9 protein-coding genes are annotated in these 11,908 nt (G+C 72.4%); 6 read left to right on the forward strand and 3 right to left on the reverse strand.

The window, feature by feature from the left end; translation table 11 throughout:
- The first annotated feature begins 349 nt into the window (after positions 1 to 349).
- From ACFVYI_RS33970 to ACFVYI_RS33985, 4 genes are all read left to right on the forward strand, one after another.
- Positions 350 to 3,004 carry an ATP-binding protein gene (locus tag ACFVYI_RS33970; RefSeq protein ID WP_387892707.1) on the forward strand — a complete coding sequence of 885 codons (2,655 nt, stop codon included), beginning with the start codon at positions 350 to 352 and terminating at the stop codon, positions 3,002 to 3,004.
- Between the two features lie 38 nt (positions 3,005 to 3,042).
- On the forward strand, positions 3,043 to 3,723 hold the full coding sequence (locus tag ACFVYI_RS33975) for a response regulator (RefSeq protein WP_387892709.1): 681 nt from the start codon (positions 3,043 to 3,045) through the stop codon (positions 3,721 to 3,723).
- A 74-nt stretch (positions 3,724 to 3,797) separates the two neighbouring features.
- Entirely contained in the window at positions 3,798 to 4,205 is a 408-nt protein-coding gene (locus tag ACFVYI_RS33980; RefSeq protein WP_387892711.1) for an OB-fold nucleic acid binding domain-containing protein, read from the forward strand.
- A 2-nt stretch (positions 4,206 to 4,207) separates the two neighbouring features.
- Positions 4,208 to 4,987 carry a DUF3159 domain-containing protein gene (locus tag ACFVYI_RS33985; protein WP_387892713.1) on the forward strand — a complete coding sequence of 260 codons (780 nt, stop codon included), beginning with the start codon at positions 4,208 to 4,210 and terminating at the stop codon, positions 4,985 to 4,987.
- Positions 4,988 to 5,082: 95 nt separating this feature from the next.
- On the opposite strand, the gene ACFVYI_RS33990 is transcribed toward ACFVYI_RS33985, so the two are convergent.
- On the reverse strand, positions 5,083 to 5,754 hold the full coding sequence (locus ACFVYI_RS33990; RefSeq protein ID WP_387892715.1) for a potassium channel family protein: 672 nt from the start codon (positions 5,752 to 5,754) through the stop codon (positions 5,083 to 5,085).
- Positions 5,754 to 6,422 (reverse strand): TrkA family potassium uptake protein, encoded by a 669-nt coding sequence (locus ACFVYI_RS33995; protein WP_360641287.1) that lies wholly within the window; start codon positions 6,420 to 6,422, stop codon positions 5,754 to 5,756. The genes ACFVYI_RS33990 and ACFVYI_RS33995 overlap by 1 nt, the downstream gene beginning before the upstream one ends.
- A 235-nt stretch (positions 6,423 to 6,657) precedes the next feature.
- On the opposite strand from ACFVYI_RS33995, the gene ACFVYI_RS34000 reads away from it, so the two are divergent.
- Positions 6,658 to 8,721 carry an APC family permease gene (locus ACFVYI_RS34000; protein ID WP_387892787.1) on the forward strand — a complete coding sequence of 688 codons (2,064 nt, stop codon included), beginning with the start codon at positions 6,658 to 6,660 and terminating at the stop codon, positions 8,719 to 8,721.
- A 329-nt stretch (positions 8,722 to 9,050) separates the two neighbouring features.
- Positions 9,051 to 10,406, forward strand: coding sequence for a class I SAM-dependent RNA methyltransferase (locus ACFVYI_RS34005; protein ID WP_387892789.1), 1,356 nt, complete (start codon positions 9,051 to 9,053; stop codon positions 10,404 to 10,406).
- 187 nt (positions 10,407 to 10,593) lie between these two features.
- Here ACFVYI_RS34005 and ACFVYI_RS34010 read toward each other — a convergent pair whose 3' ends face one another.
- Positions 10,594 to 11,634: a LysR family transcriptional regulator gene (locus ACFVYI_RS34010; RefSeq protein ID WP_387892717.1), complete on the reverse strand. Its 1,041-nt coding sequence runs from the start codon at positions 11,632 to 11,634 to the stop codon at positions 10,594 to 10,596.
- Positions 11,635 to 11,908 lie beyond the last annotated feature (274 nt).

An 11,908-nucleotide genomic window follows, 5' to 3' on the forward strand; every position in this document is an offset into this window, starting at 1 on the left:
GCAGGGGGGACCCTGTGGGAGAGTAGGACGCCGCCGAACAATCATTGTGAAGAACCCCCACCCGATTCCGGGTGGGGGTTCTTTGCGTTTCCGGGACAGGTACGCGACGCCTTTTCGGAGCAGGTGCGACCGGGGAGCCCGTTCGGTCGATGCCGCCGGGTGGCCCGAAGGCGCCGGCAGGGCTCCGCGCAGCCCCCTCCAGGCCCTCCTCCGCCGTCAATATGCCGCTAAAACTGCCTGATCAGCGCCCTGATCGGTGGAGAATCGCGGGCTACGCCGTAGTCTCCAAGGTGAGGGGAACAGGTGTCCGGGGTGGTCCCCCGGGCGGGCCGGATCAAGAATGGTGCACATGGGACGCGGCAGGCTGCGGATCTACCTCGGGGCGGCGCCCGGGGTCGGCAAGACCTACGCCATGCTGTCCGAGGCGCATCGGCGGCAGGAGCGCGGCACGGACGTGGTCGTCGGGTTCGTCGAGGACCACGGGCGCCGGCACACCGCGGAGCTGGTCGAGGGCCTGGAGGTCGTCCCCCGTCGCGAGCTGGCCCACCGGGGCGCCGAGTTCACCGAGATGGACCTGGACGCCGTCCTGGCGCGCCGCCCCCAGGTGGTGCTGGTGGACGAGCTGGCGCACACCAACGTGCCCGGCTCCCGCACCGCGAAGCGGTGGCAGGACGTCGAGCAGCTACTGGCGGCCGGCATCGACGTCATCTCGGCCGTGAACATCCAGCACCTGGAGTCGCTGGGCGACGTGGTCGAGGGCATCACCGGGGTCCGGCAGCGGGAGACCGTGCCGGACGAGGTGGTGCGGCGGGCCGACCAGCTCGAACTGGTCGACATGTCGCCGCAGGCCCTGCGCCGTCGCCTGGCCCACGGCAACGTGTACGCGCCGGAGAAGATCGACGCGGCCCTCGCCAACTACTTCCGCCCCGGGAACCTGACCGCGCTGCGCGAGCTGGCGCTGCTCTGGACGGCCGACCGGGTCGACGAGTACCTCCAGAAGTACCGGGCCGAGCAGGGCATCAAGGGCACCTGGCAGGCCCGGGAGCGGATCGTGGTCGGCCTGACCGGCGGGCCCGAGGGGGCGACCCTGATCCGCCGGGCCGCCCGGATCGCCGCCCGGGGCTCCGGCGGCGAGTTGCTGGCGGTCCACATCTCCCGCTCGGACGGCCTGGCCGGCTCGGGATCGGGCTCCTCCCAGGCGCTGATCGAGCAGCGGGCGCTGGTGGAGAACCTGGGCGGCAGCTTCCACGCCGTGCTCGGCGACGACCCCGCCGCCGGGCTGCTGGACTTCGCCCGCGGCGTGAACGCCACCCAGATCGTGCTGGGCACCAGCCGCCGGCCCGCCTGGCAGTACGTCTACGGTCCGGGCGTGGGCACCACCGTGACCCGGGCGTCCGGCGACATCGATGTGCACATCGTCACGCACGAGCAGGCCGCCAAGGGCCTGGGCCGGGTCCCGATCCGGCGGGTCACCGACCTCGGCCGCTCGCGGACGGTCGCCGGCTGGCTGATCGGCCTGGGCGGCCCGCCGCTGCTGGCACTGCTGCTCACCCACGTCGAGGGCCTCGGGCTCTCCACCGACATGCTGCTGTTCCTGTCGTTGACGGTCTGCGCGGCGCTGGTCGGCGGGCTCTTCCCGGCGATCGCCTCGGCGCTGGTCGGATCCTCGGCGCTGAACTACTACTTCGCCCCGCCGATCCACACCTTCACCATCGACGAGCCGCAGAACATCATGGCGGTGGCGATCTTCACCGCCGTCGGCATCGCGGTCGCCTCCGTGGTGGACCTCGCGGCCCGGCGCACCCATCAGGCGGCCCGCAGTCAGACCGAGGCACAGACGCTCAGCGCGCTGGCCGGCACGGTGCTGCGGGGCGTGCCGAGCGGGGACGGCGTCCTGACCGCGCTGCTTGAGCAGGTCCGGGAGACGTTCCAGCAGGACGCCGCCGCGTTGCTGGAGCGGCCCGACCCGCTCGGACCGTGGCAGTCGGTCGCGGCCGCCGGTCCGCGCCCGCCGCTTCGGCCGGAGACCGCCGACGTCGACGTCCCGGTCGGCGACTCCCTGGCGCTGGTGCTGCGCGGCCGGGTGCTGCCCGCCGAGGACCGCCGGTTGCTCGGCGCCTTCGCCGCCCAGGCCGCCGTGGTGCTGGAGCGCCGCCGGCTGGCGGGGGAGGCCGCCGCCGCCCGCCGGGAGGCCGAGGGCAACCGGATCCGTACGGCACTGCTGGCCGCCGTCTCGCACGACCTGCGGACCCCGCTGGCGGGTATCAAGGCCTCGGTGACCTCGCTCCGCTCGGCGGACGTCGAGTGGGACGAGGCGGACGAGGCGGAGCTGCTGGCCGGGATCGAGGCCGGGGCCGACCGGCTCGACCACCTGATCAACAACCTGCTCGACATGAGCCGGCTGCAGACCGGCACCGTCACGCCGCTGATCCAGGAGACCGACCTGGACGAGGTGGTGCCGTTCGCCCTCGGTGGCGTTCCGGCGGAGGCCGTCCGGCTGGACGTGCCCGAGACGCTGCCGATGATCCGGGCCGACGGCGGACTGCTGGAGCGCTCGCTGGCGAACCTGGTCGAGAACGCCGTCAAGTACAGCCCGGACGGTGTGAAGGTGCTGGTCAAGGCCGACGCCCTGCACCCGTCGGGCGGCCGTGCCCGGGTCGAGCTGCGGATAGTCGACCGGGGGCCCGGGGTGCCAGAGGAGGCCAAGGAACGGATCTTCGCGCCGTTCCAGCGGTACGGGGACGCGCCGCGCGGGGCCGGGGTGGGCCTCGGGCTCGCGGTGGCGCGCGGCTTCGTCGAGGCGATGGACGGCACCGTCACGGCCGAGGACACCCCGGGGGGCGGCCTCACCATGGTCGTCACCCTGCCCGCCGTCGACCGCCCGCCGGAGCCGGAGGAGCCCGCCGAGCGGGCCGGGCCGGCCGACTCACCCGAGAGTCCAGCACCGGTCGCTCCCGCCGACGGCCTGCCGTCCGGGCCGGCGGACCGCCCGTCCCCCGTATGACCACCACCCTTCCGACAGCTGTGAAAGGCGGAGCCCGTATGACCCGGGTCCTCGTCGTGGACGACGAACCGCAGATCGTCCGCGCGCTGGTGATCAACCTCAAGGCCCGAAAGTACGAGGTCGACGCGGCCCACGACGGCGCGAGCGCCCTGGAGCTGGCCGCCGCCCGCCACCCCGACGTGGTGGTCCTCGACCTCGGTCTGCCCGACATGGACGGCGTCGAGGTGATCAAGGGCCTGCGCGGCTGGACCAGGGTGCCGATCATCGTGCTCTCGGCCCGGCACGCCTCCGACGAGAAGGTCGAGGCGCTCGACGCGGGCGCCGACGACTACGTCACCAAGCCCTTCGGGATGGACGAGCTGCTCGCCCGGATGCGCGCCGCCGTCCGCCGGGCCGAGCCGGTGGCCGGTGAGGACGACTCGCTGGTGGTCACCGACAGCTTCACCGTCGACCTCGCGGCGAAGAAGGTCAACCGGGACGGCACCGACGTCCGCCTGACCCCCACCGAGTGGCACCTGCTGGAGGTGCTGGTCCGCAACGCCGGCCGACTGGTCAGCCAGACCCAGTTGCTCCAGGAGGTCTGGGGTCCGGCCTACCGCACCGAGACCAACTACCTGCGGGTCTACCTCGCCCAGCTGCGCCGCAAGCTGGAGCGCGATCCTTCGCACCCGCGCCACTTCATCACCGAGCCGGGCATGGGCTACCGCTTCGAGAGCTGAGCCGCGGGGCGGTCCGGCCCCCGGGCGGCTCCACGGCCTGCCGCAGCGGCCCCCAAAAACGGTACCCTTCCGACATGAGTGGTGACATCAGCAGCGACCAGCCGCAGGGCCGCTTCCGCCGCATGCTCAGCCGGCTGACCTCCTCCGCGGAGGAGCTGCAGGCGGAGGAGTTGCGCCAGGAGAGCGCGGCGGAGTCGGGCTGCACTCCGATCGCCCGCTGCGGGGACCGTGAACTGGTCACCGTCGCGGGCACCCTGCGCACGGTGACCCTCCGCCCGCGGGCCGGTGTGCCCGCGCTGGAGGCCGAGCTCTTCGACGGTACCGAGGCGCTGGACGTGGTCTGGCTCGGCCGTCGCTCGATCGCGGGCATAGAGCCGGGCCGCCGACTGGTGGCCAGCGGCCGGATCGGCCACGCACGCGGGCGCCGCGTGCTGTTCAACCCCCGCTACGAACTGCGTCCGGTCGGACACGGGAGCGAATGAGCGTGAGCAACCAGCCCGGCGGCGAGCCCGCCGCCCAGTTCGGCGTGGTCGAGATCGCCCCCGGCGAGCAGGCGGCCCGCGAGGCCGCCTCCCGTGAGGTCGCGGCCCGTGAAGCCGCGTCCCGCGAGGCCGCCGACACCGTGATGAAGGCGTTCGGCGGAGTCCGCGGCATGGTCGACATGACGCTGCCCGGCCTGGTCTTCATCGTCACCTACAACATCACCCACCAGGTCCCGGCGGCGGCCTGGGCCGCGCTCGGTCTGAGCGGCCTGTTCGTGGTGGCGCGCCTGGCCCGGCGGGAGACCGTCCAGCACGCCTTCAGCGGCGTCTTCGGGGTCGCCATCGGTGCCTGGATCTCGATGAAGACCGGCAAGGCGGAGAACTTCTACCTGCCCGGTCTGCTGTGGAACGTCGGCTACTGCATCGGCCTGGCCGTCTCGGCGCTGGTCCGCTGGCCGATGATCGGCCTGATGCTCGGCCCGATCACCGGGGAGATGTTCACCTGGCGCAAGGAGAACCCCGGGCGGCTCGCGGCCTACACCAAGGCCACCTGGGCCTGGGTGGTGATCATGGGCATCAAGCCGGTGATCCTCTTCCCGCTGTACTTCACCCACAACGTCAACCTGCTCGGCTGGCTGAAGGTCGCCCTGGGCATCCCGCCGATGCTGCTGGCGATGTACGTCACCTGGCAGATCCTGCTGAAGGCGCCGCCGCCCATCAAGGCGCAGCTGGACGACGAGCCGGCCGGGGAGCCCGCCGAGGCGCCTCCGGGGGACAGGTAGCGGCGGCCGCGCGTACCGCCGCGAGCCCACGTACGACAGCGGGCCCGCACTCGACCGAGTGCGGGCCCGCTGTCGTACGCCGACGGCGTCGGCCGCTACTGGGCGCCGGAGGTGGCGGAGAGCAGGTTCTCCAGCTCCTCCTCGCGCTCCTGGGCGGCCACGAAGAGCAGCTCGTCGCCGCCCTCCAGGGTGTCGTCCTTGCCCGGGGTGAGGACCCGGCCCTCGCGGATGATGGTCACCAGCGAGGTGTCCGGCGGCCAGGCCACGTCGCCGACCCGGGTGCCGACCAGCTCGGTGTCGCTCGCCAGGGTCAGCTCGACCAGGTTGGCGTTGCCCTGGCTGAAGCGCATCAGCCGGACCAGGTCGCCGACGCTGACCGCCTCCTCGACCAGGGCGGACATCAGGCGCGGGGTGGAGACGGCGACGTCCACGCCCCAGGACTCGTTGAAGAGCCACTCGTTCTTGGGGTTGTTCACCCGGGCGACCACCCGCGGCACGCCGTACTCGGTCTTCGCGAGCAGCGAGACGACCAGGTTGACCTTGTCGTCACCGGTGGCGGCGATCACCACGTGACAGCGCTGCAGCGCGGCCTCGTCCAGCGAGGTGATCTCGCAGGCGTCGGCCAGCAGCCACTCCGCCATGGGCACCCGCTCCACCGAGATGGAGTTCGGGTTCTTGTCGATCAGCAGGACCTCGTGGCCGTTCTCCAGCAGCTCGCTCGCGATCGAGCGGCCGACGGCACCGGCCCCGGCAATGGCGACCCGCATCAGTGACCCTCCTCCTTCGGCCCCTGCGCGAACGCGGCCTCGACGGCAGCCAGGTCGGCCCGGCGTGCCATGACGTGCACCAGGTCGCCCTCCTGCACCACCATCGCGGGCGTGGGCAGGACGCCCTCGCCGAGGCGCGTGACGAACGCCACCCGGGTGCCGGAGGCCTCCTCCAGCGCGCTGATCCGGTGGCCGACCCAGTGCGGGTCGTAGGCGACCTCGGCCAGCTGGACGGTGCCGCTCGGATCCTGCCAGAGCGGCTCGGAGCCGCTCGGCAGCAGTCGGCGCAGCATCTGGTCGGCCGTCCAGCGGACGGTGGCCACGGTCGGAATGCCCAGGCGCTGGTAGACCTCGGCGCGCCGGGGGTCGTAGATCCGGGCCGCGACGTTCTCGACGCCGAAGTTCTCCCGGGCGACCCGGGCCGCGATGATGTTGGAGTTGTCACCGCTGGAGACGGCGGCGAACGCGCCGGCCTCCTCGATGCCCGCCTCCTTCAGGGTGTCCTGGTCGAAGCCGACACCCGTGACCCGGCGGCCGTTGAAGCCGGCGCCGAGGCGGCGGAAGGCCGTCGGGTCCTGGTCGACGACGGCGACCGAGTGGCCCTGTTTCTCAAGCGCTCTGGCGAGGGCGGAGCCCACGCGGCCGCAGCCCATGATGACGATGTGCACCGGCGCTACCTCACCCGTCCCGTTGGGTTCTTGACCTGCGCAAACACCGTTCATCTTCCTTTCCCACCCCGTAGTCCGGGGCGAGCGTCCTCGTGGGGCCCGGCGCGACAACTTGAGTGTTGCCCGCCTGCTCGTATCCGACACGCTAGCCGGTCCACCGAACACAGTCGCGACGAAGGGGGGGCCATAAGTCGGACCACAGGGGTAAGAGCCCCTACGATTCCTTAACGTGCCTATGCCGACTGACCTTCCGAAACGCATCCTGATCGGGCGTGCGCTGCGCAGCGACAAGCTCGGGGAAACGCTGCTTCCCAAGCGCATCGCGCTGCCCGTCTTCGCCTCGGACGCGCTCTCCTCGGTCGCGTACGCGCCCGAGGAAATCCTGCTGACGCTCTCCCTGGCGGGTGCCTCGGCCATTCACTTCTCCTGGCAGATCGGCGTCGTCGTCGCCGTCGTGATGCTCGCCGTGGTGGCCTCGTACCGGCAGAACGTGCACGCGTACCCGAGCGGTGGTGGCGACTACGAGGTCGCCACCGTGAACCACGGCCCGAACTCCGGCCTGGTGGTCGCGAGCGCGCTGATGGTCGACTACATCCTCACCGTGGCGGTCTCCACCACCTCCGGGGTGGCCAACGTGGTGTCCGCGGTGCCCTCGCTGCGCGGCCACGAGCTGACCCTCTCGGTCGTCGTGGTCATCGTGCTGATGGGCATCAACCTGCGCGGTGTCCGCGAGTCCGGCAGCGCCTTCGCCGTCCCGACGTACGCCTTCATGGTCGGCGTGCTCGGCATGGTGGTGTACGGCGTGATCCGGCACTTCGGCCTGGGTCAGGACATGCCCGCCGAGAGCTCCGGGTTCCACCTGGAGGCGACGCCCGGCAACGAGTCGCTGGCCGGCTTCGCGATGGTGTTCCTGCTGCTCAAGGCGTTCTCCTCGGGCTGTGCCGCGCTGACCGGCGTCGAGGCGATCTCCAACGGCGTGCCGGCCTTCCGCAAGCCGAAGAGCAAGAACGCGGCGACCACGCTGCTGATGATGGCGTCGATCGCCGTGGTGATGTTCATGGGCATCATCTGGCTGGCCCGCCTCACCGGTGTCCAGATGGCCGAGGACCCCGCCGAGCAGCTGGTCGGCGCGGGCGACGGCTACCACCAGAAGACCGCGCTGGCCCAGATCAGCGAGGCCGTCTTCTCGAACTTCACGCCCGGCTTCTACTTCGTGGCCGCCGTCACCGGTCTGATCCTGGTGCTGGCCGCCAACACCGCCTTCAACGGCTTCCCGGTGCTCGGCTCGATCCTGGCCCAGGACCGCTACCTGCCGCGTCAGCTGCACACCCGCGGCGACCGGCTGGCCTTCTCCAACGGCATCATCCTGCTGGCGCTGGCGGCGATCCTGTTCATCATCGCCTTCGACGCCGACCCGACCCGGCTCATCCAGCTGTACATCGTCGGCGTCTTCGTCTCCTTCAACATGAGCCAGTCCGGCATGATCCGGCACTGGACCAGGCACCTGCGCACCGAGACCGACCCGGCCAAGCGCCGCCACATGCAGCGCAGCCGGGCGATCAACACCTTCGGCCTGGTGATGACCATGGCCGTGCTGATCGTCGTCCTCGCCACCAAGATCAGCCACGCCTGGATCGCGATCGCCGCGATGGTCGTGCTGTTCGTGATGATGAAGGCGATCCGCCGGCACTACGACCGGGTCTCCGAGGAGCTGGTCGCCGCCGAGGAGCCGGACGACGTGGTGCTGCCCACCCGGGTGCACGCCATCGTGCTGGTCTCCAAGCTGCACAAGCCGGCCCTGCGGGCCCTGGCGTACGCGCGACTGGCCCGTGCCCACACGCTCGAGGCCGTCACCGTCAACGTCGACCCGGCGGACACCGCGGCGCTGCGCGCGGAGTGGGACGAGCGCGGCATCGAGGTGCCGCTCAAGGTGCTCGACTCGCCGTTCCGCGAGGTCACCGGGCCGGTGCTGGACTACGTGAAGAACCTGCGCCGCAGCAGCCCGCGCGACGTGGTGTCGGTCTACATCCCCGAGTACGTGGTCGGCCACTGGTACGAGCACCTGCTGCACAACCAGAGCGCGCTGCGGCTCAAGGGGCGCCTGCTGTTCAAGCCCGGGGTGATGGTCACCTCGGTGCCCTGGCAGCTGGAGTCCTCCGAGCGGCGCAAGCCGCAGAAGGCCTGGTCGGCGCCGGGTGCCGTCCGTCGTGGTGAGCCGCGGGCGCCGAAGGCCGTAAAGTCGAAGGTCTCCGCACAGCCCGACGACACCGCTGACAGCAGCAAGGACTCCTCCCAGTGACCCGCAACACCCCGCCCCGCTCCAACGGCTCCTCGGGCTCCTCGTCGAAGGGCTCGTCCTCGAAGGGGTCCTCCTCCAAGGGCGCCCGCAAGGGCGGCGCCGGCAAGCCCGGGCAGGTCGCCCGGCCGCGCTGGGGCAAGCCCGTGCGCCCGGCCGCCACCGACCGCGACGGCTTCACCGCGCAGACCGCCCCGCTCGCGCCGATCGAGCAGGCGCCGGAGCCCGCCGCCGAACGTCCCGCCCCCGCGCAGGCCCGCAAGGACAAGCCCAGGGAGAAGCCCAAGGACGGGGACCGCCCGCGCAAGCAGGCCGTCCGTCCGCCGAAGGTGCTGCGCACTCCTCGTGCGCCGCGTGCCGAGGCCGCCCCCAAGGGGCCCGGTGGCGACCCGCTGGTCGGCGAGCGCTACGAGGTCGAGGTGGGCGCTGTCGCGCACGGCGGCGGCCACTGCGTGGCCCGCCACGAGGGCCGGGTGCTGTTCGTCCGGCACGCGCTGCCCGGCGAGAAGGTGATCGCCCAGGTCACCGAGGGCACCACGAAGTCGCGCTTCCTGCGCGCCGACGCGGTGGAGATCCTGGAGCCCGCCAAGGACCGGATCGCCCCGCCCTGCCCGTTCTCCGGGCCGGGCAAGTGCGGCGGCTGCGACTGGCAGCACGTCACCCCGGGCGGGCAGCGCAAGCTCAAGGTGCAGGTGCTCACCGAGCAGCTGGCCAAGCTCGCGGGCCTCACCCCGGCCGAGGCCGGCTGGGACGGCAGCGTCGAGCCGGTCGGCGGCAAGCTGCCGGCCGGCGAGGTGCCGGCCTGGCGCACCCGGGTGCAGTACGCGGTGGACCAGGAGAGCGGCAAGGTCGGGCTGCGCAAGCACCGCTCGCACGACCTCCAGCCGATCGACCGCTGCCTGATCGCCGCCGAGGGCGTCACGGAGCTGGGCATCGAGGCCCGCGACTGGCCGGGCGTGGCCACCGTCGAGGTGATCGCCGCCGCCGGCTCCTCGGACCGCCAGGTGGTGCTGACCCCGCGGCCCGGCGCCCAGCTGCCGCTGGTCGAGCTGGACAAGCCGGTGTCGATCGCCCGGATCGACGAGCACGACAACATCCACAAGGTGCACGGGCGGTCCTTCGTCCGTGAGCGCGCGGCCGGCCGGACCTGGCGGGTCAGCAACGGCGGCTTCTGGCAGATCCACCCGGAGGCGCCGGACACCCTGGTCGACGCCGTGCTGGACGGCCTGGACCCGCAGTGGGGCGAGAACGCGCTCGACCTGTACTGCGGCGTGGGGCTGTTCGCGGGTGCGCTGGCCGACCGGGTCGGCGAGGACGGCGCGGTGCTCGGCATCGAGTCCTCCAAGCAGGCCGTGGTCGACGCCCGGCACAACCTGGCGGTGCTGGACAACGTCCGGATCGAGTGCGACAAGGTGGAGACGCTGCTGCCGCGCACCGGCATCACCGCCACCGACCTGATCGTCCTGGACCCGCCGCGCGCGGGCGCCGGGCGGGAGACCGTCGCGCACCTGGCCGGGCTGTCGGCCCGCCGGATCGCCTACGTCGCCTGTGACCCGGCCGCGCTCGCCCGGGACCTCGCGTACTTCCGCGAGGGCGGCTACCGGCCGGTCTCGCTGCGGGCCTTCGACCTGTTCCCGATGACCCACCACTTCGAGTGCGTGGCGATCCTGGAGCCGATCGGGGAGTAGCCGAGGCCCTTCGCAGGACGCGCAGGCGGTATCCGGGCACTCCGGGTGCCGCCTGCCGGCGTCCGCGGGCCGGCCCGGTGCGCACGGCCGGGCCGGGCCGTCCGGTCCGAACGGCCCCCCTGGCCCGGATGGTCGGCCCGAACGGCCCGGTACGAGTGGCCGCCCGGGCACGACCGTCGGGCCGGGCTCAGCCGGAGGGCACGCCCACGGTGCCGGCCACCCCGGTGCTGCGCTCGGCCTCGGGCGCGGCCGGGGTCTGCATCGTCCCGGCGGGCAGGCCCTGGTCGCGCAGGCGGCAGCAGATGTCCTGGAGGACGGCGATGCCGGGCTTCTCGTGGTCGTCCGCCGGCCAGACCACGCCGAAGTCACAGGGCACCAGCCCCTCCACCGGCCGGTAGCGGACGTCCGGGCGGGGGAAGAGCTCGGCCGCGACGGCGGGCAGGAAGGCGATCGCCCCGTCGAAGGAGACCGCGGAGAGCAGGGACTCCACCCGGGTGACCTGGTGCCCGCTGTAGCGGACCTTGGTGCCGTCGGGCCGCGGGTCCATCGCCCAGAAGTCCCGTTCGGAGGGGGAGACCTCCGGCGCGAGGCCGACCATCGGCCGGTCGGCGAGGTCCGCGAGCCGCAGCGCCGGCCGCCGGGCCAGCGGGTCGGCGGCGGCCACGCAGACCACCCGCGACTCGGTGGTGAGGGGCTCGGCGTGGAAGCCCTCGGGCGCCGGCAGGTAGACGAACGCGGCGTCGATCTTCCCGATCGCGAGGGCGGTGGTCTGCTCGACCAGGTCAAGGACGTGGAAGTCCACCTCCAGGCCGGGGTGCAGGGTGGTGAGCGCGGCGATCACCCGGCGGGTGGCGGCCAGGGCGGCGGCGCAGTCGGTCAGCCCGAGGCGCAGGGACAGCCCGTCGCCGTCGGCGGGCGAGTGGCGTGCGGCGACGCGCAGTTCGTCCGCCGCGTCGACCACGTTCCGGACGAGTGGAAGCAGGGCATGCCCAAGGGGCGTCAACGTCACTTTCCTGCTCGTCCGGGTGAACAGCTGCACCCCCAGCCGACGTTCGAGGGTGCGGATCTGCTGACTGAGGGCGGGCTGGGTCAGGTAGAGCCGTGCGGCGGCGCGGCCGAAATGCAGCTCCTCGGCCAGCGTCAGCAGTGATCGCAGTTGGTGAACCGCCGGGTCGTCCACGCCGACCATCGCCGTTGCCTCCCATCGCCCCGGAGCTGGCTCCGCCATCCATCAACCATGCTAATCGATAGACGATTGCGCGGAGCCTTGCGGGCGAGGGAAGCTGACGTTGCCTCAGCGCGATCGCAGGAGAATCCGGTACGGCGTGGTCGGGGTGGCCGGAAACCGGCCGACCGATTCTTTCGGCCTGCCCCGATCCACCCGCGTATGCGGAGGCGCGGCCGTCGTTTCGGCGAGAACGGCCGTCGGGGGCCGGGCGTCCACTGGGCACGACCGATTCCGACGGTCCGTCGCGAACCACCGGGCACCATCCCAGAAGCGG

The sequence above is a fragment of the Kitasatospora sp. NPDC058218 genome, assembly GCF_042882445.1.
In the GTDB taxonomy this organism is placed as follows: domain Bacteria; phylum Actinomycetota; class Actinomycetes; order Streptomycetales; family Streptomycetaceae; genus Kitasatospora.

Excerpts from the sequence above, each read along its gene's own strand:
- ACFVYI_RS33970 (WP_387892707.1), top strand. The coding sequence starts at position 350 with ATGGGACGCGGCAGGCTGCGGATCTACCTCGGGGCGGCGCCCGGGGTC.
- ACFVYI_RS33990 (WP_387892715.1), bottom strand. The coding sequence starts at position 5,754 with ATGCGGGTCGCCATTGCCGGGGCCGGTGCCGTCGGCCGCTCGATCGCG.
- ACFVYI_RS33980 (WP_387892711.1), top strand. The coding sequence starts at position 3,798 with ATGAGTGGTGACATCAGCAGCGACCAGCCGCAGGGCCGCTTCCGCCGC.
- ACFVYI_RS34000 (WP_387892787.1), top strand. The coding sequence starts at position 6,658 with ATGCCGACTGACCTTCCGAAACGCATCCTGATCGGGCGTGCGCTGCGC.
- ACFVYI_RS34010 (WP_387892717.1), bottom strand. The coding sequence starts at position 11,634 with ATGGCGGAGCCAGCTCCGGGGCGATGGGAGGCAACGGCGATGGTCGGC.
- ACFVYI_RS33975 (WP_387892709.1), top strand. The coding sequence starts at position 3,043 with ATGACCCGGGTCCTCGTCGTGGACGACGAACCGCAGATCGTCCGCGCG.